Annotated in this window: 19 protein-coding genes; 12 read left to right on the top strand and 7 right to left on the bottom strand. The window is 68.0% G+C overall.

Going from position 1 to position 20,778, the window contains the following annotated elements:
* Window positions 1-43 precede the first annotated feature (43 nt).
* The 3 genes from ACTWJ5_RS23005 to ACTWJ5_RS22995 all read left to right on the top strand — a co-directional run bounded on the left by ACTWJ5_RS23005 (window position 44) and on the right by ACTWJ5_RS22995 (window position 3,367).
* On the top strand, window positions 44-889 hold the full coding sequence (locus ACTWJ5_RS23005; RefSeq protein ID WP_009623574.1) for an AAA family ATPase: 846 nt from the start codon (window positions 44-46) through the stop codon (window positions 887-889).
* A gap of 114 nt (window positions 890-1,003) precedes the next feature.
* Window positions 1,004-2,185 (top strand): vWA domain-containing protein, encoded by a 1,182-nt coding sequence (locus tag ACTWJ5_RS23000; RefSeq protein WP_116423542.1) that lies wholly within the window; start codon window positions 1,004-1,006, stop codon window positions 2,183-2,185.
* Between the two features lie 162 nt (window positions 2,186-2,347).
* The gene (locus ACTWJ5_RS22995) at window positions 2,348-3,367 is read left to right on the top strand and encodes an AraC family transcriptional regulator (RefSeq protein ID WP_444436630.1); all 1,020 of its coding nucleotides are present in this window, start codon (window positions 2,348-2,350) and stop codon (window positions 3,365-3,367) included.
* A 257-nt stretch (window positions 3,368-3,624) separates the two neighbouring features.
* On the opposite strand, the gene ACTWJ5_RS22990 is transcribed toward ACTWJ5_RS22995, so the two are convergent.
* The gene (locus ACTWJ5_RS22990; protein ID WP_444436629.1) at window positions 3,625-4,668 is read right to left on the bottom strand and encodes a class I SAM-dependent methyltransferase; all 1,044 of its coding nucleotides are present in this window, start codon (window positions 4,666-4,668) and stop codon (window positions 3,625-3,627) included.
* Window positions 4,669-4,911: 243 nt separating this feature from the next.
* On the bottom strand, window positions 4,912-5,613 hold the full coding sequence (gene csiR / locus ACTWJ5_RS22985; RefSeq protein ID WP_444436628.1) for a DNA-binding transcriptional regulator CsiR: 702 nt from the start codon (window positions 5,611-5,613) through the stop codon (window positions 4,912-4,914).
* Between the two features lie 193 nt (window positions 5,614-5,806).
* Between csiR and glaH the strand changes: the two genes are divergently transcribed.
* The 5 genes from glaH (at window position 5,807) to gabP (ending at window position 12,493) form a co-directional block, all read left to right on the top strand.
* Window positions 5,807-6,784, top strand: coding sequence for a glutarate dioxygenase GlaH (glaH, locus tag ACTWJ5_RS22980; RefSeq protein WP_256512204.1), 978 nt, complete (start codon window positions 5,807-5,809; stop codon window positions 6,782-6,784).
* Window positions 6,785-6,905: 121 nt separating this feature from the next.
* Entirely contained in the window at window positions 6,906-8,159 is a 1,254-nt protein-coding gene (gene lhgO / locus ACTWJ5_RS22975) for an L-2-hydroxyglutarate oxidase (protein WP_256512203.1), read from the top strand.
* A 30-nt stretch (window positions 8,160-8,189) separates the two neighbouring features.
* A complete protein-coding gene (gene gabD, locus ACTWJ5_RS22970) occupies window positions 8,190-9,638 on the top strand; it encodes an NADP-dependent succinate-semialdehyde dehydrogenase (RefSeq protein WP_444436627.1) in 1,449 nt (482 codons plus the stop codon).
* Between the two features lie 36 nt (window positions 9,639-9,674).
* Window positions 9,675-10,949, top strand: coding sequence for a 4-aminobutyrate--2-oxoglutarate transaminase (gene gabT, locus ACTWJ5_RS22965; protein WP_444436626.1), 1,275 nt, complete (start codon window positions 9,675-9,677; stop codon window positions 10,947-10,949).
* A 143-nt stretch (window positions 10,950-11,092) separates the two neighbouring features.
* Entirely contained in the window at window positions 11,093-12,493 is a 1,401-nt protein-coding gene (gene gabP, locus ACTWJ5_RS22960; protein WP_249917359.1) for a GABA permease, read from the top strand.
* A 475-nt stretch (window positions 12,494-12,968) separates the two neighbouring features.
* On the opposite strand, the gene mdtI is transcribed toward gabP, so the two are convergent.
* Both mdtI and ACTWJ5_RS22950 read right to left on the bottom strand, forming a co-directional pair.
* Window positions 12,969-13,298, bottom strand: coding sequence for a multidrug/spermidine efflux SMR transporter subunit MdtI (mdtI, locus tag ACTWJ5_RS22955; protein WP_261748019.1), 330 nt, complete (start codon window positions 13,296-13,298; stop codon window positions 12,969-12,971).
* The gene (locus ACTWJ5_RS22950) at window positions 13,292-13,651 is read right to left on the bottom strand and encodes an SMR family transporter (protein WP_253390843.1); all 360 of its coding nucleotides are present in this window, start codon (window positions 13,649-13,651) and stop codon (window positions 13,292-13,294) included. Before ACTWJ5_RS22950 ends, mdtI begins: the two co-directional genes overlap by 7 nt.
* Window positions 13,652-14,123: 472 nt before the next feature.
* Between ACTWJ5_RS22950 and parS the strand changes: the two genes are divergently transcribed.
* Complete coding sequence (parS, locus tag ACTWJ5_RS22945; protein WP_253390844.1) at window positions 14,124-14,582, top strand: type II RES/Xre toxin-antitoxin system antitoxin; 459 nt, start codon at window positions 14,124-14,126, stop codon at window positions 14,580-14,582.
* Entirely contained in the window at window positions 14,582-15,049 is a 468-nt protein-coding gene (locus ACTWJ5_RS22940; protein WP_074977182.1) for an RES family NAD+ phosphorylase, read from the top strand. The genes parS and ACTWJ5_RS22940 overlap by 1 nt, the downstream gene beginning before the upstream one ends.
* A gap of 8 nt (window positions 15,050-15,057) precedes the next feature.
* Here the strand turns inward: ACTWJ5_RS22940 and ACTWJ5_RS22935 are convergent, their stop codons facing one another.
* The gene (locus ACTWJ5_RS22935) at window positions 15,058-15,507 is read right to left on the bottom strand and encodes an NUDIX hydrolase (RefSeq protein ID WP_069866639.1); all 450 of its coding nucleotides are present in this window, start codon (window positions 15,505-15,507) and stop codon (window positions 15,058-15,060) included.
* A gap of 58 nt (window positions 15,508-15,565) precedes the next feature.
* Entirely contained in the window at window positions 15,566-16,450 is an 885-nt protein-coding gene (gene bla / locus ACTWJ5_RS22930; protein WP_444436625.1) for a class A beta-lactamase, read from the bottom strand.
* A 268-nt stretch (window positions 16,451-16,718) separates the two neighbouring features.
* On the opposite strand from bla, the gene egtB reads away from it, so the two are divergent.
* Complete coding sequence (gene egtB / locus ACTWJ5_RS22925; protein ID WP_444436624.1) at window positions 16,719-18,836, top strand: ergothioneine biosynthesis protein EgtB; 2,118 nt, start codon at window positions 16,719-16,721, stop codon at window positions 18,834-18,836.
* On the opposite strand, the gene ACTWJ5_RS22920 is transcribed toward egtB, so the two are convergent.
* Window positions 18,833-19,318: a GFA family protein gene (locus tag ACTWJ5_RS22920; protein ID WP_444436623.1), complete on the bottom strand. Its 486-nt coding sequence runs from the start codon at window positions 19,316-19,318 to the stop codon at window positions 18,833-18,835. The genes egtB and ACTWJ5_RS22920 overlap by 4 nt on opposite strands.
* Window positions 19,319-19,472: 154 nt before the next feature.
* Between ACTWJ5_RS22920 and fabF the strand changes: the two genes are divergently transcribed.
* Window positions 19,473-20,750 (top strand): beta-ketoacyl-ACP synthase II, encoded by a 1,278-nt coding sequence (gene fabF, locus ACTWJ5_RS22915; protein WP_074977175.1) that lies wholly within the window; start codon window positions 19,473-19,475, stop codon window positions 20,748-20,750.
* Window positions 20,751-20,778: the final 28 nt, after the last annotated feature.

The following is a 20,778-nucleotide window of genomic DNA, read 5'->3' as shown; positions in this document are numbered from 1 at the left end:
AGCCCGGGCATAGGCCCGGCCGATACCGTTCGAGGATTCCCCGATGAAGTTCGAAGGCACCCAGTCCTACGTCGCCACCGACGACCTCAAGCTGGCGGTCAACGCCTCCATCACCCTGCAGCGCCCGCTGCTGGTGAAGGGCGAGCCGGGCACCGGCAAGACCATGCTCGCCGAGCAGCTGGCCGAAGCCTTCGGCGCCAAGCTGATCACCTGGCACATCAAGTCCACCACCAAGGCCCACCAGGGCCTCTACGAGTACGACGCGGTGAGCCGCCTGCGCGACTCGCAGCTGGGCGTGGACAAGGTCCACGACGTGCGCAACTACATCAAGAAGGGCAAGCTCTGGGAGGCCTTCGAGGCTGACGAGCGCGTCATCCTGCTGATCGACGAGATCGACAAGGCCGACATCGAGTTCCCCAACGACCTGCTGCAGGAACTCGACAAGATGGAGTTCTACGTCTACGAGACCAACGAGACCATCAAGGCCAGGCAGCGGCCGATCATCATCATCACCTCGAACAACGAGAAGGAGCTGCCGGACGCCTTCCTGCGCCGCTGCTTCTTCCACTACATCGCGTTCCCCGACCGCGAGACGCTGCAGAAGATCGTCGACGTGCACTATCCGGGCATCAAGGCCTCGCTGGTCAGCGAGGCGCTGGACATCTTCTTCGACGTGCGCAAGGTGCCGGGCCTGAAGAAGAAGCCCTCCACCAGCGAACTGGTCGACTGGCTGAAGCTGCTGATGGCCGACGACATCGGCGAGGCGGTGCTGCGCGAGCGTGACCCGACCAAGGCCATCCCGCCGCTGGCCGGCGCCCTGGTGAAGAACGAGCAGGACGTGCAACTGCTCGAGCGCCTGGCGTTCATGAGCCGCCGCGCTTCACGCTGAATTTGACCGGCTCTTCGTAGGAGCGAGCTTGCTCGCGAACAGACTCCGCTACGGGGGCTCGTTCGCGAGCAAGCTCGCTCCTACAGGGCATGTGCTTCACGAGAGGATGCAGCCATGCTGCTCAACCTGTTCAACGAAATGCGCGCGGCCAAGGTGCCGGTGTCGGTGCGCGAGCTGCTGGACCTGATCAACGCGCTCCAGCACCGCGTGGTGTTCGCCGACATGGACGAGTTCTACTACCTCGCCCGCACCATCATGGTGAAGGACGAGCGCCATTTCGATAAGTTCGACCGGGCCTTCGGCGCCTACTTCAAGGGCCTGGAGAAGCTCGACGACCACCTCAAGGCGCTGATTCCCGAGGAATGGCTGCGCAAGGAGTTCGAGCGCCTGCTGACCGACGAGGAGCGCGCGCAGATCCAGTCCCTGGGCGGGCTGGACAAGCTCATCGAGGAGTTCAAGAAACGCCTTGAGGAGCAGAAGGAACGCCACGCCGGCGGCAACAAGTGGATCGGCACCGGCGGCACCAGCCCGTTCGGCTCCGGCGGCTTCAACCCCGAGGGCATCCGCGTGGGCGACGCCGGCAAGCGCCAGGGCAAGGCGGCCAAGGTGTGGGACCAGCGCGAGTACAAGAACCTCGACGACCAGGTCGAGCTGGGCACGCGCAACATCAAGATCGCCCTGCGCCGCCTGCGCAAGTTCGCCCGCGAGGGCGCGGCGGAAGAACTGGACATCGACGGCACCATCGACCACACGGCCAAGGACGCCGGGCTGCTCAACATCCAGATGCGCCCGGAGCGGCGCAACACCGTGAAGCTCCTGCTGCTGCTGGACATCGGCGGCTCGATGGACGCCCACGTGAAGGTCTGCGAGGAGCTGTTCTCGGCCTGCAAGACCGAGTTCAAGCACCTGGAATATTTCTACTTCCACAACTTCATCTACGAGTCGGTGTGGAAGAACAACCTGCGCCGCGGCAACGAGCGCACCGCCACCTTCGACCTGCTGCACAAGTACGGGCCGGACTACAAGGTGGTGTTCGTCGGCGACGCGGCCATGGCGCCCTACGAGATCACCCAGGCCGGCGGCAGCGTCGAGCACTGGAACGAGGAAGCCGGCTACGTGTGGATGCAGCGCTTCATGGAGAAGTACAAGAAGCTCATCTGGATCAACCCGTACCCGAAGGACACCTGGAACTACACCGCCTCCACCAACCTGGTGCGCGAACTGGTGAAGGACCAGATGTACCCGCTGACCCTGCGCGGGCTGGAAGAGGGGATGCGCTTCCTTTCGCGCGGTTGAGCCCGCTGTGCTGCACCAACCATCGCGCTCCCCTGTAGGAGCGCGCCCTGCGCGCGAATCGCGGGCAGGGCCCGCTCCTACAATTGCCGCCTTTGCCTTGCCAAATCCCATGCCCGCGACGGTAACATCGCGGGCACGGCGCAGCGCACCGATGGGCAAGACATGACCGGAACCAGCTTCTCCCGCAACACCTGGCTCAACTCCCTGCACATGACCACCCTGACGGTTTCCCTGCTGGAAGCCGAAGGCCATGATCGAGACGGCATCCTCGAAGGCAGCGGTATCACCGCCGCCGACCTGGTGGACCTGCGCCGGCTGGTCAGCCCCTGGCAGGAGCAGCAGGTGTTCGCCAACGCCGAGCGCCTGGCCGCCGAACCCGCCCTGGGCTTGCGCCTGGGCCTGCGCACGCGGATTTCCGCCTACGGCCTGCTGGGCTATGCGCTGCTTTCGGCGCCGACCCTCGGCGAGGCGCTGCGCATCGGCCTGAGCTACCCGGTGCTGCTGGGCACCTATTTCCACCTGTCTCTGCAGGTCGAAGGCGAGGTGGCCTGGCTGGTGGCTACCGGCTACAGCGAGGACGAGGCCCTGCGGCCGTTCAACACCGAACTGTGCCTGGGCTCGATGAAGGTCACCTGCGGCGACCTGCTGGGCCAGCCGCTGGAGCTGCTGTGCGCGGAGTTCGACTATGCCGGCTCGCCTGAGCGCGAGGCCGCCTACGCCGAAGGCTTCGCCTGCGGCCTGCGCTTCGGCGCCTCGCGCAGCGCCTTCGGCTTCCCCGCCGCCTGGCTGGAGCGCCGCCTGCCGCTGGCCGACCCGGTGACCCACCGCGAGATGCTCGAACAGTGCCGCCGGCAGAACGTCGACCTGGCCGCCCGCCGCGCCTGGCTGGACAAGGTCCGCGGCATCCTCGGCGAGCGCCTGCAGTCGCCGCCGGGCCTGGAGGAACTGGCGCGGCGCCTGAACTGCTCCTCGCGCAGCCTGCGCCGCCACCTGCAGCAACAGCAGACCAGCTACCAGCAACTGCTCGACGAACTGCGCTTCGCCCGCGCCAAGGAACTGCTGCAGGGCGGCGACATGCCCATCTACCGCATCGCCGAGGAACTCGGCTTCAGCGAAACCGCCAGCCTGCGCCACGCCTTCCAGCGCTGGAGCGGCCAGCCGCCGAGCCATTTCCGCGCCTGAGTTGCGTAGGTGCATGCTGCTCCTTTGTAGGAGCGCGCCCTGCGCGCGAATCGCGGGCAGGGCCCGCTCCTACAGGAGGCACGGTGCCGGGAACGGCTTATCCGCGATAGCCGAACGTACCGGCGGGCACGGCTTCTCGTAGGAGCGAGCTTGCTCGCGAACGGAACCCCGCAGCGGAATCTGTTCGCGAGCAAGCTCGCTCCTACGAAGAGCAGCCCGGCGCGGCCTGCAAGACAGTTGCTCCTACGATCGACCACTCATGGCCGCGCCTCCAGGATCAGGTTGAACGGCGTCTCCGCCGCCCGGCGGAAGCGGGTGAACCCGGCTTCTTCGAACACCGCGCGCAACCGCGCCTCGCCCGCCTGGGCGCCCAGGCCCAGGCCCACTTCCTGGGACAGCGAGTTGGGCGTGCAGATGAAGGTCGAGGCGGCGTAGAACAGCTTGCCGATGGGCGTCAGGTTGTCTTCCAGGCGGTCGCCGGCGTAGGGCTCCACCAGCAGCACCGAGCCGTCCGGCGCCAGGTGGCGCAGGGCGTGGCGGGCGGCGCCCACCGGGTCGCCCATGTCGTGCAGGCAGTCGAAGTAGCAGATCAGGTCGTACTCGCCCAGGTAGTCCTTGGCGCTGGCCTGGGAGAAGGCCACGCGGTCTTCGACGCCGGCCTCGCGGGCGCGCTGGCTGGCGGTTTCCACCGAGGGCGCGTGGTAGTCGAAGCCGGCGAAGCGCGAGGCCGGGAAGGCCTGGGCCATGATCACCGTGGAAGCACCGTGGCCGCAGCCGATGTCGGCCACCCGCGCGCCGTTCTGCAGCTTGGCCACCACGTCGTCCAGCGCCGGCAGCCACTCCTCTACAAGATGCGCGCGGTAGCCGGGGCGGAAGAAACGCTCGGTGCCGCGGAACAGGCAGGGGTGGTGGTCGCCCCAGGGCAGGGCGCCGTCGCCGCGCATGGCGGCCAGCAGCTTGTCCTTGTCTTGGTACAGCGAAGCCAGCACGCCGGCGCCGCCGGCCACGTACACCGGCGAGTCCTCGATGGCCAGGGCCATGGCCTGTTCCTCGGGCAGGCGGAAGTTGCCGCCTTCGTGCTCCAGGTAGCCGGCGGCGGCCTGGGCGCTGAGCCATTCGCGCAGTAGCCGCGGGTTGCAGCCGGTGCGCTCGGCCAGGGCCTGCGGGCTTACCGGCTGGTTGTCGGCCATGGCCCGGTACAGGCCCAGTTCGTCGCCGAGGATGACGTTCGCCAGCATGGCCGCGCCGCCCATGTCGGCGACCAGGCGGCCCATGAAGTCGTTGAGTTTGGCTTCGTCCATGGCAACTCCTCCGCTGTCGGGCGCCCGCGCGGCGGCGGGGGGCTCCGGGTGGATGGCGGGAGGTGCCGGTTCTCCGTACGCGAGGCGAACAGCGGGGCAGGGCAGGCGCCGGCCCGGGACGGGCGCGTGCCGGCAGCCGCGGTTCGCGCGTCATTGCCGGCCCGGGGCGGGCGGCCCCTCGGCGGGGCGTCGTTTCAGTCTAGCGCTGCGGCCGCGGCGGGTGGCGCCGGCCGACGCCCGGCGTCAGCGCGCGGCTTCGCCCAGGCCGCCGTTGCGCATGATCTGCGCGATGATCGGCACCGGCGTCATCAGGTGGTTGCGCATCATCTCGCTGGCCTTGGCGGCATCCCGGGCGAGGATCGCCTCCACCAGCGCGGTGTGCTCCTGGCGCTTGAGCTCCAGGGCCTGTTCGGAGAACACCGTGTGCGTCAGCCACAGGTGGCGGTAGCGCTCGGCCTGGTCGAACAGGTAGGTGCGCGCCTGCAGCAGGTGCTTGGAGCCGCAGCCCTGGGCGATGGCGGTGTGGAAGGCCTTGTGCCGCTCGTCCCAGACGTCCAGGCGTTGCTCGCGGGTCTTCACCTCCACCACCTTGGCCAGGGTGTGCGAGTGCGCCAGCACCTGCGCTTCCCAGGCGTCGTCGCCGCGCTGGATGGCCAGGCCGACGATCATCGCTTCCAGGTTGGCGCGGGCATCGTAGATGTCCTGCATCTCTTCCAGCGACATGGGCGCCACGCGGTAGCCCTTCTGGCTGATGGCCACCACCAGGTGCTCCGCCACCAGTTGCGACAGGGCCTCGCGCAGCGGGCCCACGCCCAGGTCGTAGCGCTCCTTCAGGGTGCTCATCAGCAGCTTTTCGCCGGGTTTGAAGACGCCGCGGATGATGTCCTTCTTGAGCCACTCGTAACCGCTGACGGCCGAGTTCTGACGGGGGGCGATCGCTTCCAAATCCAGCTCCTGTGGGGATTTGCGCTGGATCATACCCAAATGTCGTATGGACGAAAAACAATAGACAGGACGCCTATTTGTCGTCGAAAAATAAAAATGTAGACATTTTTAGTTTGTGACGATATTTTTCTCCTGCCCGCCTGATCCAGGTCATTGCCGGACGGCGCCACCCCATCATTGCCAGGACACCGCCATGAACGCCTTCACCTCCATCCAGGACCTCGCCATGCCCCTGCCGCTGGAGACCCGCGGCTACTCGGTAGCGCCCTCGGCGCAGTCGCCGCGCCTGCTGGAACTGACCTTCGCCCGTGAAACCGTGAAGGCCTTCGTCGAGGCGGTAGCGCAGTGGCCGGTGCAGGCCCTGGAGTACAAGTCGTTCCTGCGCTTCCGCGTCGCCCAGATCCTCGACGAGCTGTGCGAAGGCACCCTGCGCCCGGTGCTGCTGAACACCATCCTCGACCGCGCCACCGGCGGCATGCTGGTCAAGCCCGAGGGCCTGGACGACGTGGCCCAGGCCGAGGACATGGTGAAGTTCTCCACCGCCATCGCGCACCTGATCGGCCGTTCCAACTACGACGCCATGAGCGGCCAGTTCTACGCCCGCTTCGTGGTGGTCAACAGCGACAACTCCGATAGCTACCTGCGCCAGCCGCACCGCGTGATGGAGCTGCACAACGACGGCACCTTCGTCAATCAGATCACCGACTACGTGCTGATGATGAAGATCGAAGAGAAGAACATGGAGGGCGGCAACTCGCTGCTGCTGCACCTGGACGACTGGAACGAGCTGGACGAGTTCTACCGCCACCCGCTGGCCCGCCGCGAAATGCGCTGGACCGCGCCGCCGAGCAAGAAGGTCAGCGAGGACGTGTTCCATTCGGTGTTCGACTGCGACGCCGAAGGTCGCCCGACCATGCGCTACATCGACCAGTTCGTGCAGCCCAAGGACTTCGAGGAAGGCATCTGGCTGAACGCCCTGTCCGAGTCCCTGGAAACCAGCCCGGCCAAGCTCTCGGTGCCGGTGCCCCAGGGCTGCTTCCTGCTGATCAACAACCTGTTCTGGCTGCACGGCCGCGACCGCTTCACCCCGCACGAGGGCCTGCGCCGCGAGCTGATGCGCCAGCGCGGCTACATCGCCTACCAGAAGCCGCTGTATCAGCGCGGCCAGTAATTCCGACAGCGTCACCCTTGCCACAGGAGCGGGCTCGCCCGCGAAGGTCCGCGCACGGTCTTCGCCGGCGGCCCGCTCCTGTGGGTCTTTTTCAGCTGAGCCAGTGCGCGAGGTAATGGCTGTGTACGATTTCATCATCATCGGCGGCGGCATCGTCGGCATGTCCACCGCGATGCAACTCACCCAGGTCTACCCGGACGCGAAGATCCTCCTGCTGGAGAAGGAAGCCGGCCCGGCGCGCCACCAGACCGGGCACAACAGCGGCGTGATCCACGCCGGCGTCTACTACACCCCTGGCAGCCTCAAGGCGAAGTTCTGCCTGGCCGGCAACAAGGCCACCAAGGCCTTCTGCGACAAGCACGGCATCCGCTATGACGAATGCGGCAAGCTGCTGGTGGCCACCAACGAGCTGGAGATGGAGCGCATGCGGGCGCTCTGGGAACGCACCGCGGCCAACGGCCTGGAGCGCCATTGGCTGAGCGCCGGCGAGCTGCGCGAGCGCGAGCCGAACATCGTCGGCATGGGCGGCATCTTCGTGCCCTCCAGCGGCATCGTCAGTTACGCCGAAGTCACCGCCGCCATGGGCCGCGAGTTCCAGGCCGCCGGTGGCGAGATCCGCTACAACGCCGAGGTGACGGCGCTGGATGAGCGCGCCGAGGAAGTGGTGGTGCGCACCACCGACAACGAATTCCGCGGCCGCTACCTGGTCACCTGCTCGGGCCTGATGGCCGACCGCATCGTGCGCATGCTGGGCCTGGAGCCGCAGTTCATCATCTGCCCGTTCCGCGGCGAGTACTACCTGCTGCCCAAGCAGCACAACCAGATCGTCAACCACCTGATCTACCCGATCCCCGACCCGTCCATGCCGTTCCTCGGCGTGCACCTGACGCGGATGATCGACGGCACCGTCACCGTCGGCCCCAACGCGGTGCTGGCGATGAAGCGCGAGGGTTACCGCAAGACCGACGTCAGCCTCTCCGACCTGTTCGAGACGCTGACCTCGCCGGGCATCCTCAAGGTGCTGGCGAAGAACCTGCGCCCGGGCCTGATCGAGATGAAGAACTCGCTGTTCAAGGGCGGCTACCTCAAGGAAGTGCAGAAGTACTGCCCGAGCATCGTCAAGAGCGACCTCACCGAGTACCCGGCCGGCGTGCGCGCCCAGGCGGTGTCGCGCGACGGCAAGCTGATCGACGACTTCCTCTTCGTCAACACCAGGCGCAGCGTCAACGTCTGCAACGCGCCGTCGCCGGCCGCCACCTCGGCCATCCCGATCGGCGCCTACATCGTCGAGAAGGTCCGCGAACAGGTCGCAGCCCAAGGCGGCGACTTCGCCAGGGCCGCCACCCCGGACAACAACCTGCGGGCCGCCGGCTGAGCCGCCCCCACCGATAACGAGGAAGAACGCGTGCAACTCAAAGACTCCAGCCTGTTCCGCCAGCAGGCCTACATCGACGGTGCCTGGGTGGATGCCGACAACGGCCAGACGCTCAAGGTCAACAACCCGGCCAGCAACGAGATCATCGGCAGCGTGCCGAAGATGGGCGCCGCCGAGACCCGCCGCGCCATCGAAGCCGCCGACCGCGCCCTGCCGGCCTGGCGCGCGCTGACCGCCAAGGAGCGCGCCAACAAGCTGCGCCGCTGGTTCGAACTGATGATCGAGAACCAAGACGACCTGGCCCGCCTGATGACCCTCGAGCAGGGCAAGCCGCTGACCGAGGCGAAGGGCGAGATCGCCTACGCCGCCTCCTTCCTCGAGTGGTTCGGCGAGGAAGCCAAGCGCGTCTACGGCGACATGATCCCCGGCCACCAGCCGGACAAGCGCCTGATGGTGATCAAGCAGCCCATCGGCGTCACCGCGGCCATCACCCCGTGGAATTTCCCCTCGGCGATGATCACCCGCAAGGCCGGCCCGGCCCTGGCCGCCGGCTGCACCATGGTGCTCAAGCCCGCTTCGCAGACGCCGTATTCCGCCCTGGCCCTGGCCGAGCTGGCCGAGCGCGCCGGCATTCCGAAAGGCGTGTTCAGCGTGGTCACCGGCAGCGCCGGCGAAGTCGGCGGGGAGCTGACCGGCAACCCCATCGTGCGCAAGCTGACCTTCACCGGTTCCACCGAAATCGGCCGCCAGCTGATGGCCGAGTGCGCCAAGGACATCAAGAAAGTCTCCCTGGAGCTGGGCGGCAACGCGCCCTTCATCGTCTTCGACGACGCCGACCTGGATGCCGCCGTGGACGGCGCGCTGGTCTCCAAGTACCGCAACAACGGCCAGACCTGCGTCTGCGCCAACCGCCTGTACATCCAGGACGGCGTGTACGACGCCTTCGTCGAGAAGCTCAAGGCTGCCGTGGCCAAGCTGAACATCGGCAACGGCCTGGAGCAGGGCATCACCACCGGCCCGCTGATCGATGCCAAGGCCGTGGCCAAGGTCGAGGAGCACATCGCCGACGCCGTGGGCAAGGGCGCCAAGGTCGTCGCCGGTGGCAAGCCGCATGCCCTGGGCGGCACCTTCTTCGAGCCGACCATTCTGGTCGATGTGCCGAACGACGCCGCCGTGGCCAAGGAAGAGACCTTCGGCCCGCTGGCGCCGCTGTTCCGCTTCAAGGACGAGGCCGAGGTGATCGCCATGTCCAACGACACCGAGTTCGGCCTGGCCGCCTACTTCTACGCCCGCGACCTGGGCCGCGTGTTCCGCGTCGGCGAGGCGCTGGAGTACGGCATCGTCGGCATCAACACCGGGATCATCTCCAACGAAGTCGCCCCCTTCGGCGGCATCAAGGCCTCGGGCCTGGGCCGCGAAGGCTCCAAGTACGGCATCGAGGACTACCTGGAAATCAAATACCTGTGCATCGGCGTGTAAGCCGCGGCCACCCCCATTCCTGACCTGGAGACAGCTATGAACAGCAACCAGAGCCTGCAAGAGCGGCGCATGGCCGCCATCCCGCGCGGCGTCGGCCAGATCCACCAGATCTACGCCGAGCGCGCCGAGAACGCCACCATCTGGGACGTGGAAGGCCGCGAATACCTGGACTTCGCCGGCGGCATCGCCGTGCTCAACACCGGCCACCTGCACCCGAAGGTGATGGCCGCCGTGCAGGCGCAGATGGCCAAGCTGACCCACACCTGCTTCCACGTGTTCGGCTACGAGGGCTACGTGGCCCTGGCCGAGAAGATCAACGGCATGATCCCCGGCGACTTCGAGAAGAAGACCCTGCTGGTGACCACCGGCGCCGAAGCCGTGGAGAACGCCATCAAGATTGCCCGCGCCGCCACCGGCCGCAGCGGCGTGATCGCCTTCACCGGCGCCTACCACGGCCGCACCCACTACACCCTGGCGCTGACCGGCAAGGTCGTGCCGTACTCCGCCGGCCTTGGCCTGATGCCCGGCGGCGTGTTCCGCGCGCAGTACCCGAACGCGCTGCACGGCGTGTCGGTGGACGACGCCATCGCCAGCATCGAGCGCATCTTCAAGAACGACGCGCAGCCGCGCGACATCGCCGCGATCATCCTCGAGCCGGTGCAGGGCGAGGGCGGCTTCAACCCGGCGCCGAAGGACTTCATGCAGCGCCTGCGCGCCCTGTGCGACGAGCACGGCATCGTGCTGATCGCCGACGAAGTGCAGACCGGCGCCGGCCGCACCGGCACCTTCTTCGCCATGGAGCAGATGGGCGTCGCCGCCGACCTGACCACCTTCGCCAAGTCCATCGCCGGCGGCTTCCCGCTGGCCGGCGTGGCCGGCAAGGCTGAACTGATGGACGCGGTGGCCCCGGGCGGCCTGGGCGGCACCTACGCCGGCAACCCGATCTCCTGCGCCGCCGCCCTGGCGGTGATCGAGGCCTTCGAGGAAGAGAACCTGCTGCAGCGCGCCCAGGCCGTGGGCGAGATCCTCGGCGCCGGCCTGCGCCAGATCGGCGAGCGCCACGCCAGCGTCGGCGACGTGCGCATCCTCGGCGCCATGGTCGCGGTGGAACTGTTCGAAGCCGACGGCCAGACCCCGGCCGCCGAGCTGACCGCGAAGATCGTCGCCAAGGCCCGCGACAAGGGCCTGGTGCTGCTGTCCTGCGGCACCTACTACAACGTCCTGCGCATCCTCGTGCCGCTGACCGTCAGCGACGCCGACCTGCAGCGTGGCCTGGGCATCATCGGCGAGTGCTTCGACGAGCTGGCCTGAGGTTCCTCCGCGTGCCCCGCGGCCCCTTTCCCTGAAGGGGTCGCGCCGAAGAGAACAAAGACGGACCCCGTACCCGCCCGTGCCCACGCACGGGTGGGCCGGGCCATTTCCGCCGCAGGGACGCAGCTTTACAAGGTGAGACCATGCAACAGCTCAACAAGAACAACCTGAGCCATGGGTTGAAATCGCGGCATGTGACCATGCTGTCCATCGCCGGCGTGATCGGCGCCGGCCTGTTCGTCGGCTCCGGCCGCGCCATCGCCGAGGCGGGCCCGGCGGCCATCCTCGCGTACATGCTGGCCGGCGCCCTGGTGGTGATCGTCATGCGCATGCTGGCCGAGATGGCCGTGGCGTCGCCCGACACCGGCTCCTTCTCCACCTACGCCGACCGCGCCATCGGCAAGTGGGCCGGCTACACCATCGGCTGGCTGTACTGGTGGTTCTGGGTCCTGGTGATCCCCATCGAGGCGAACATCGCCGCCACCATCATCAACAGCTGGGTGCCGCAGCTGGACATCTGGGTGCTGTCCCTGGCCATCACCCTGCTGCTCACCGTCACCAACCTGTTCAGCGTGAAGAACTACGGCGAGTTCGAGTTCTGGCTGGCGCTGGTCAAGGTGATCGCCATCGTCGGCTTCATCGTCCTCGGCGCCTGCGCCATCCTCGGCCTGCTGCCCGATACCGGCGTCAGCGGCGTATCGCGCCTGTGGGACAACGGCGGCTTCATGCCCAACGGCTTCGGCGCGGTGCTCAGCGCCATGCTGATCACCATGTTCTCGTTCCTCGGCGCGGAAGTGGTGACTATCGCCGCCGCCGAGTCGGACGCTGCCGAAAAGCAGATTTCCAAGGCCACCAATTCGGTGATCTGGCGGATCACCCTGTTCTACATCCTGTCGATCTTCATCGTCGTCGCCCTGGTGCCCTGGACCGATTCGCGCCTGGCTGCCGACGGCTCCTACGTGACCGTGCTGGAAGTGCTGGGCGTGCCCCACGCCAAGGCGCTGATCGACGTGGTGGTGCTGACCTCGGTGACCAGCTGCCTGAACTCCTCGCTGTACACCGCCTCGCGCATGCTCTACTCGCTGAGCAGCCGCGGCGACGCCCCGGCCGCCGCGCGCATCACCAGCCGCGCCGGCACCCCGGTGGTGGCGGTGCTGCTGTCGACCGCCGCGGCCTTCGCCACGGTGATCGCCAACTACCTGGTGCCCGCGCAGGTGTTCGGCTTCCTCATGGCCAGCTCCGGCGCCATCGCCCTGCTGGTGTACCTGGTGATCGCCATCTCCCAGCTGCGCATGCGCAAGCGCATGAACGCCGAAGGCCAGGTGCCGCAGTACCGCATGTGGCTGTTCCCCTGGCTGACCTGGGGCGTGATCCTGTTCATCGTCGGCGTACTGGTGCTGATGCTGCTGCGCCCGGACCACCGCGTGGAAGTGACCGCCACCGCGTTGCTGAGCATCCTCATCGTCTGCTCCGGCCTGCTGGTCACCCGCCGCCGCGCGCGTGGCGAACAGGGCGCCACACGCCTGAGCGTGGCCGAGCGCTGATAGCTCTTCGTAGGAGCGAGCTTGCTCGCGAACGGCTCCGCAGCGGGGTTGGTTCGCGAGCAAGCTCGCTCCTACAGGTTTCCGTGAGGCACGTAGCTCAACCGTAGGAGCGGACCTTGTCCGCGATAGCCGGCCATCCCGGCGCGATTCGCGGATGAGATCCGCTCCTACAGGTTGCCCATACGCCATGCCATTGTAGGAGCGCGCCCTGCGCGCGAAATCGCGGGCAGGGCCTGCTCCTACAACAGGTTTCCGTGAGGCACGTAGTTCAACCGTAGGAGCGGACCTTGTCCGCGATAGCCGGCCATCCCGGCGCGATTCGCGGATGAGATCCGCTCCTACAGGTTGCCCATACGCCGTGCCCCCTGTAGGAGCGCGCCCTGCGCGCGAAATCGCGGGCAGGGCCCGCTCCTACAGGTATCTGTCAGTCCCAAACGAAAACGGGGCGCCAATGCGGCGCCCCGTTTTCGTTTCCTCAGGCCAGCTTCAACAGCACCATCCCCGCCACCAGCAAGCCCAACCCCAACCAACCACGCCACACCAGGCGCTGGCCGAACAGCGCCCAGCCCATGGCCACGGTGGCGAGGATGCCGAAGCCACCCCACACCGCGTAGGCCACCGACAGTTCTATGTCCTTCACCGCCTGCGCCAGGGCCGAGAAGGCGCCCAGCACGCAGAGGATCGAGGTGACGCCCAGGGCGCGCCTGCGGAAGCCGTCGGAATACTTCAGCAGCAGGTTGGCGATCACTTCCAGCACGATCGCCAGGCCCAGCCAGGCGAACGGAACCCAATCGAGGCTCAGCATGTGACGGCCTCCTCTGCGGACGGCTCGCCCTTGCTGCGGGTGCCGGACTTCACCAGCAGGATGCCGGCGATCATCACGGCCAGGCCCAGGACCTTCTCCGGGGCCAGGTTCTCGCCCAGCCAGGCGACGCTGACCAGGGTGATGAGGACGATGCCGATGCCCTCCCAGAGGGCGTAGGCCACGCCCACCGGCACGCGCTTGATGGCCAGCGACAGGAAGTAGTACGACAGGCCGACCATGGCGTACATCAGCAGGTGGCCATAGAACGGGGCCAGGGTGGTGGTGAGTTTCATCGAAGTGGTGCCGACCACTTCGAAACCGATGGCGGCGAACAGATAGATCCAGGAACGCATGATCGAGCCCTCCCTTGGGCAAGCCGCTGCCCTCGCGAACGGACGCGTGGCCAGGCGGAAAGTCGGAACGGGGAGGTGACGCTGGGCGAGCGGTGATACGCTCGGGCGCATCGTCACCAAAGACGTGACTTCGGGGAGGGCGCTAGAGGTCGCCGGTCCAGTGACGCTCGCGGGCGACCAGGCGGGAAGTGGAGAGGCGGTAAAGCGTTGTGTTCAACATAATGCACGGTATATTGCCTGAGCTTAGGGAAATTGGCAAATCGATAGGCTCAGGCAATGAGTCGATGACAACGGATCTCCCTGTTTTATTGGAGTGAGCCTTAGGCGGGGAATCAGCTGCTCAAAAGATGTGTGCAATATTTTGTTCATTATGCTGTGCGCCCGCCCGCTCCTGTCATCTTGGCTGGGCAAATCCGCCGGAAAGGAGTAGCCTTCATTTGACGGTTTATTTTTCATCATTTGAGGAGGTCGCATGTTGGCCATCAAGACGGAAGATCGTCGTCGCAGCGACTCGCCGTCCCCGGTGTTCTGGCATCTGGTGCACGACCATGCCAGCCTCACCGAGGCCCAGCGGCTGCAGCACATCCGCCACGGCCTGAGCTGGCGCTGGGTCGAATCGGTGCGCGATACCTTCCGCATCAGCGGCTCCGGCTTCGTCGAGCTGTTCAACATCTCCCTGTCCACCTACGAGCGCAAGAAGAAGGCCGACCAGGCGCTGGACCTGGTCACCTCGGAGCGCCTCGACCGCCTGGCCTCGGTGGCCGTGCTGGCCGAGCAGGTGTTCGAGGACAAGGACGCCGCAGCCCAGTGGCTGGAGCGCCCCAACCAGGCCCTTGGTGGCCTGACGCCGCTGAGCCTCTGCGACACCGAGATAGGCGCCAACCAGGTACGCCGCGTGCTGCACGCGCTGGAGTGGGGCGGGGTCGCCTGATGCGGGCCTGGCGCGTCGCCAAGGCGGCCCGGGCCAGCGACCTGAGCGGTCAGGGCGCGGCCATCCTCGGCGGGCGCTGGAACCACCGCGACGTGCCGGTCGTCTACCTGGGCCTGACGCCGGCCATCTGCTGCCTGGAAACCTTCGTGCACGCCAGCGGCCGGCCGACCTTCCCCATGAAGATCACCGCCTTCCGGCTCCCGGAAGGCGACGACCTCTACCTCAAGCCCGATCCCCGGGACCTGCCCGAAGGCTGGAACAGCCTGCCGGCGGACCGCCCAAGCATGGACTACGGCACCCGCTGGCTGCAGGCCGGCGAACAGCTCGGCCTGATAGTGCCCTCGGCGGTGCTGCCGCTGGAGTGGAACCTCCTGCTCAACCCGCGGCACCCGGCGATGAGCCGGGTGCGGGTCGAGGACAGTTACGACTTCATGTATGACGAGCGGATGTTCCAGGCGCGCGCTTGACGAGGCTGTCAGGCGCCGAACAGTCCCTGGGCGCGCAATAGTTCCCCCAGTCCATTGGGATACAGCGGCGTGCCTTCATCGAAGTCGGCGATGCCGCGCCAGACGGCGGTGAAGGGCTGGCCGTCGCTTTCGTTGCCCGGCAGTTCGGTGCGCAGGTAGGTTTCGGCATCAGCGAAGCGGCCGTCGTAGACCATGACGATCTCGTGGCCCGGCCTGCCGGCGTAGGTGAAGAGGTTTTCCAGTGCGCCCAGCAGGCGCGGTTCGAGCACTTCCAGGCCCAGTTCCTCGCGAATCTCCCGCGCCACGGCCTGGACGCTGCTTTCGCCGAACTCGATGCCGCCGCCCAGCGGGCGGTAGTAATGCTGTTCCTTCACCGGGTCGTAGGCCTGATTGACCAGGATTCGCCCCTGGTGGTGAAAGACGCAGAGGGCTACCGCGCGGATCCGTCCCTGGGACATGTTCATTTCCTCCTGACGAATGGCCGGCAATGATAGCGCCGGCCATTCAAGCGCGATATCAGCCCGGGTCCGACACCAACCCCGCCGCCAGCCGTCCAACCTCCGCCAGCAGCGCATCGCGCTTTTCCGCCGGGGCCGGGCTGCCGGTGAGGTAGGCCGCCACCAGGATCGGCGCGCGGCCCGGCGGCCGGAGGATGGCCACGTCGTTGCTGGTGCCGCGCTCGCCGGTGCCGGTCTTGTCGCCGACTTTCCAGCCCGTTGGCAGGCCTGCGCGGATACGTTTGTCGCCGGTCTTGTTGGCCGCCAGCCAGGCATTCAGCTGGTCGCGCGAGGCGGGTTGCAGGATGTCGCCCAGCAGCAGGCGCTGCAGGGTGGCGACCATCGCCCGTGGGGTGCTGGTGTCGCGCGGGTCGTCCGGGAGGGCCTGGTTGAGGGTGGGCTCGTTGCGGTCCAGGCGGCTGATGTCGTCGCCCGTGCTGCGCAGCCAGCCGGTCAAGCCGGCGGGGCCGCCCAGGCTGGCCAGCAGCAGGTTGGCGGCGCCGTTGTCGCTCAGGGTGATCGCCGCCTCGCAGAGGTCGGCGACGCTCATGCCCGGCTGGCCGACGTGGCGCTCGCTGACCGGCGAATACTCCACCAGGTCCGCCTGGCCGTAGACGATGCGCCGCGCCAACTGCTCCTCGCCACGATCCACGCGGGCCAGCACGCAGGCGGCGAGCAGCAGCTTGAAGGTGCTGCACAGCGGGAAACGTTCGTCCTCGCGCAGGCCGAAGCGGCGGCCATTGCCGGTGTCGAGCACGGCCACGCCCAGGCGTCCGCCGCTGTCGCGTTCCAGTTGCTTCAGGCGCTCCAGCGTGGATTGCCCATCCGCCTGCGCGGTGCCGGCGAGCAGGCCTGCCAGGGGCGCCAGGAGCATGGCGCGGTTGATCTGTCTTCTGCTGAACATTCTGCCTCCTTGTCGAAGCGCGACTATCGGCCAGCCGGGCGGGGTGGGGCAAGCGGGCACGCCCATCGGTTTTTCCCGGCCGGCGCGGCGAGCGCTTCTACCCTGAAAAGGTGCGGCCTCGGCGACAATTCGTTGCAACCTTTGTCCAGGGCCGCGGCTCGAACCCGATGAGTGCGCCGCAGCGGTGCCTTCCACCCGGAGAAGGTCAACCTCGAGAACGAATGACCGCCTGCGTTCCGAACCCGCCCACGGAAAAGGGGACCACCCCATGTCCAGCAAGGCCCCGTCTCTGCTCGATGCCTACCGCCAGGTGCGGCGGCACAGCGAGGAACTGATCGCCCCCCTCAGCGCCGAGGACGCGGTCACCCAGTCGATGCCCGACGCCAGCCCGGCCAAGTGGCACATCGCGCACACCACCTGGTTCTTCGAGACCTTCCTGCTCAAGCCGCGGCTGGCCGGGTACAGCGAATTCGATGCCAGCTTCGGCTACCTGTTCAACTCCTACTACGAGGCCCTGGGCGCGCGCCAGCCGCGGCCGCAGCGGGGAATGCTGACGCGGCCGCCACTGCACCGGGTGCTCGACTACCGGCTGCACGTCGACGAGCACATGCAGGCGCTGCTCGCCGTGGAAGCCGATGCTGAGCTGGAAGCCCTGGTGCGCCTGGGCCTGGCCCACGAGGAGCAGCACCAGGAACTGCTGCTGATGGACATCCTCCACCTGTTCAGCCTGTCGCCGCTGGCGCCGGCCTATGGCGACGGATACGCGCCCCCGGCCTGCGGGCCGCAGCGCTTCCTGGCGATCCAGGGCGGGCTGCTGGGCATCGGCCATGACGGCCAGGGTTTTGCCTTCGACAACGAGGCGCCGGCGCACCGCTGCTTCCTGGCGCCCTTCGAGATCGCCGAGTCGCTGGTGAGCAATGGCCAGTGGCTGGCGTTCATCGAGGATGGCGGTTACCGGCGCGCGGAATTCTGGTTGTCCGACGGCTGGGCCAAAGTGCAGGAGGAGGGCTGGGAAGCGCCGCTGTACTGGCGACGGCAGGATGACGGCTGGCACGAGTTCGGCCTGGCCGGCCTGCGCCCGCTGGACCTGGATGCACCGGTGTTGCACGTCAGCTACTACGAGGCCAGCGCTTACGCCAACTGGGCCAGCGCGCGGCTGCCCACGGAGATGGAGTGGGAAGTGGCCGCCCGCGACGGCCGCCTGCGCCAGCTCTACGACGCCGCCTGGCAGTGGACGCAGAGCGCCTATGCGGCGTATCCCGGCTTCCGCCCCGGCGCCGGGGCGGTGGGCGAGTACAACGGCAAGTTCATGGTCAGCCAGATGGTCCTGCGCGGCGGCGCCTGCATCACCCCGGCCGGGCATTCGCGGCCCAGCTACCGCAACTTCTTCCACCCCGAGAAGCGCTGGATGTTCGCCGGCCTGCGCCTGGCCCGCGACCTGCCCGAACAGGCCGCGCTGGACCCGCGCGCCCGCGAGCTGGCCGAGGACCTGGAGGCGGGCTTCTCGCTGCAGCCGCGGCAACTGTCGCCCAAGTACTTCTACGATGCCGCCGGCTCCGAGCTGTTCGAGGCCATCTGCCGCACCCGCGAGTACTACCCCACGCGCAGCGAGACCGCGTTGCTCAAGCGTATCGCCCCGGCCCTGGCCGAGCGCATCCCGGCCGACTGCACCCTGGTGGAGTTCGGCAGCGGCGCCAGCGAGAAGACCTGCCTGCTGCTGGACGCGGTGCCGCAGATCCGCCGCTACGTGCCCATCGACATCAGCCCGGCGGCCCTGGACAAGGCCGCCGCGCGCCTGCAGCGCGACTACCCGGCGCTGCGTGTCGAGCCCCTGTGCGCCGACTTCACCCGCCTTGAGGCGTTGCCCCCGGCGCTGGCCGACGGCCCACGGCTGGGCTTCTTCCCCGGCTCCACCATCGGCAACTTCGCCCCGGAGCAGGCCCTGGCCTTCCTCCAGGGCGCCCACGAACTGCTGGGGCCGAGTGCGAGCTTCATCGTCGGGGTGGACCTGCGCAAGGACGTGAAAGTGCTGGAGGCCGCCTACAACGATGCCGAGGGTGTGACCGCGCGCTTCAACCTCAACCTGCTGCAGCGCATCAACCGCGAACTGGGCGCCGACTTCCAGTTCGACCAGTTCGACCACCTGGCCTTCTGGAACGCCGAGCACAGCCGCATCGAGATGCACCTGGTCAGCCGCGTCGAGCAGCGCGTGCGCATCGCCGGCATGGAGTACCTGTTCCGCACCGGCGAGCGCCTGCACACGGAGAACTCCTACAAGTACGCCATCGACGACTTCCGCGCGCTGGCCGAGCGCGGCGGCTGGCTGGTGCGCGAGCACTGGACCAGCGCCGAGCCGGCCTTCGCGGTGTTCCGCCTGCAGGCCTAGCGCTCCAGGCCCAGGCGCCGGTGCCAGTCGGCGATGGATTCCTCCGGGTAGCCGTCGAAGTACAGGTCGCGCGGGTGCTTTTCCACCTCCACCCAGGGGGCCTTGGAGTCCAGCAGCAGGTGGGTGTGTTCCGGCGGCACCGGCAATGGGGTGTCGATGGCCGAGGCGAAGGGGTGGATCAGCTCCGGCCATTCCGGGCTGAACAGCCACAGCGCGCTGCCGCATTCGCCGCAGAAGTTGCGCTCGGCAGTGCTGGTGCAGGTGCGCTGGCCGGGCTCGCGCAACTTGGCGTGGTAGACGCGCAGGTGCTTGCGCCCGCGCACCTTGAGGCTGGCGGCGTCGCCGCCGAGGTTGATGGCGTAGCCCCCGCCGCCCTGGGTCTTGCGGCAGATCGAGCAGTAGCAGCGCTGGTAGGGATAGGGGTGGGCGCTCTCCAGGCTGAAGGTCACGGCGCCGCAATGGCAGGAGCCTTCCAGTCGCATGGCTAATCTCCTCTGTAGGGATACGGGGCCTGGGCAAGGGTGGTCGATCGCGCCCCGCCGCGCCGGGCGCGACGACGGATGGTCGGCTCGCCCGGGATGTTATATGTTGATCGTAATTCAATGATGGCAAAGCCATCCTCAGGCAGGTGAAATCATGGCTGTACAACGCATCGTGGTAACCGGGACCGGGGTGGTCAGCCCCCTCGGATGTGGCACCGAGAAGGCCTGGCAGCGCCTGCTGCAGGGGCGCTCCGGCATTGTCCGGTTGGCCGACGAATTCGTCCGCGACCTGCCCTGCGAGGTGGGCGGCCCGGTGCCGGACATCGCCGTGGACGCCGAGGCCGGCTTCGATGCCGAGCGTGCCGCGCCGGCCAAGGAGCAGAAGAAGATGCACCGCTTCATCCTCTTCGCCCTGGCCGCCGCCGAGGAGGCCCTGGCCCAGGCCGGCTGGGCGCCCCAGGATGAGCGCGGGCAGACGCGCACGGCCACGGTGATCGGCTCGGGCATCGGCGGCTTCAGCGCCATCGCCGACGCCGTGCGCACTACCGACGGGCGCGGGCCGCGGCGCCTGTCGCCGTTCACCATCCCGTCGTTCCTGGTCAACCTGGCGGCCGGCCACGTATCCATCCGCCATGGCTTCAAGGGGCCGATCGGCGCGCCGGTGACCGCCTGCGCCGCCAGCGTCCAGGCCATCGGCGACGCCGCGCGGATGATCCGCGCCGGCGAGGCGGACATCGCCCTGTGCGGCGGCGCCGAGGCTTCCATCGACCGCGTCGCCCTGGGCGGCTTCGCCGCGGCGCGGGCACTGTCCAGCGGCTTCAACGACCGCCCGCAGCAGGCCTCGCGGCCCTTCGACCGCCAGCGCGATGGCTTCGTCATGGGCGAGGGCGCCGGGCTGCTGGTGATCGAGTCGCTGGAGCACGCCCTGGCCCGCGGCGCGCAGCCGCTGGCCGAGGTGGTCGGCTACGGCACCAGCGCCGATGCCTACCACTTGACCGCCGGCCCCGAGGACGGCAGCGGAGCGCGCCGGGCCATGCAACTGGCCATCGCCCAGGCCGGCATCGACCCGGCGTCGATCGGCCACCTGAACGCCCACGCCACTTCCACGCCGGTGGGCGACAAGGGCGAGCTGGCGGCCATCCGCTCGGTGTTCGGCGACACCGGCTCGGTGGCGGTGAGCGCCACCAAGTCCGCCACCGGCCACCTGCTGGGCGCGGCCGGCGGGCTGGAGGCGATCTTCACCCTGCTGGCCCTGCGCGACCAGTTGGCCCCGGCGACCCTCAACCTCGACGAGCCGGACGAAGCCGCCGCCGGCATCGACCTGGTGCGGGGCGCGCCGCGGGCGCTGCAGACGGAATACGCGCTGTCCAACGGTTTCGGCTTCGGCGGCGTCAACGCCAGCGTGCTGTTGCGCCGCTGGACCGGCGCCTGAGGCGAACGCAAGGCGCCCGGCGCTGTCG

Source organism: Pseudomonas sp. A6 (assembly GCF_052367875.1).
GTDB lineage: Bacteria > Pseudomonadota > Gammaproteobacteria > Pseudomonadales > Pseudomonadaceae > Pseudomonas > Pseudomonas citronellolis.
This window is presented reverse-complemented; position numbering and strand designations above follow the sequence as displayed.

Coding starts and splice junctions, on each gene's coding strand:
- ACTWJ5_RS23005 (WP_009623574.1), top strand. CDS start 44: ATGAAGTTCGAAGGCACCCAGTCCTACGTCGCCACCGACGACCTCAAG.
- ACTWJ5_RS23000 (WP_116423542.1), top strand. CDS start 1,004: ATGCTGCTCAACCTGTTCAACGAAATGCGCGCGGCCAAGGTGCCGGTG.
- ACTWJ5_RS22995 (WP_444436630.1), top strand. CDS start 2,348: ATGACCGGAACCAGCTTCTCCCGCAACACCTGGCTCAACTCCCTGCAC.
- ACTWJ5_RS22990 (WP_444436629.1), bottom strand. CDS start 4,668: ATGGACGAAGCCAAACTCAACGACTTCATGGGCCGCCTGGTCGCCGAC.
- glaH (WP_256512204.1), top strand. CDS start 5,807: ATGAACGCCTTCACCTCCATCCAGGACCTCGCCATGCCCCTGCCGCTG.
- gabT (WP_444436626.1), top strand. CDS start 9,675: ATGAACAGCAACCAGAGCCTGCAAGAGCGGCGCATGGCCGCCATCCCG.
- gabP (WP_249917359.1), top strand. CDS start 11,093: ATGCAACAGCTCAACAAGAACAACCTGAGCCATGGGTTGAAATCGCGG.
- mdtI (WP_261748019.1), bottom strand. CDS start 13,298: ATGCTGAGCCTCGATTGGGTTCCGTTCGCCTGGCTGGGCCTGGCGATC.
- ACTWJ5_RS22950 (WP_253390843.1), bottom strand. CDS start 13,651: ATGCGTTCCTGGATCTATCTGTTCGCCGCCATCGGTTTCGAAGTGGTC.
- parS (WP_253390844.1), top strand. CDS start 14,124: ATGTTGGCCATCAAGACGGAAGATCGTCGTCGCAGCGACTCGCCGTCC.
- ACTWJ5_RS22940 (WP_074977182.1), top strand. CDS start 14,582: ATGCGGGCCTGGCGCGTCGCCAAGGCGGCCCGGGCCAGCGACCTGAGC.
- ACTWJ5_RS22935 (WP_069866639.1), bottom strand. CDS start 15,507: ATGTCCCAGGGACGGATCCGCGCGGTAGCCCTCTGCGTCTTTCACCAC.
- bla (WP_444436625.1), bottom strand. CDS start 16,450: ATGTTCAGCAGAAGACAGATCAACCGCGCCATGCTCCTGGCGCCCCTG.
- egtB (WP_444436624.1), top strand. CDS start 16,719: ATGTCCAGCAAGGCCCCGTCTCTGCTCGATGCCTACCGCCAGGTGCGG.
- ACTWJ5_RS22920 (WP_444436623.1), bottom strand. CDS start 19,318: ATGCGACTGGAAGGCTCCTGCCATTGCGGCGCCGTGACCTTCAGCCTG.
- fabF (WP_074977175.1), top strand. CDS start 19,473: ATGGCTGTACAACGCATCGTGGTAACCGGGACCGGGGTGGTCAGCCCC.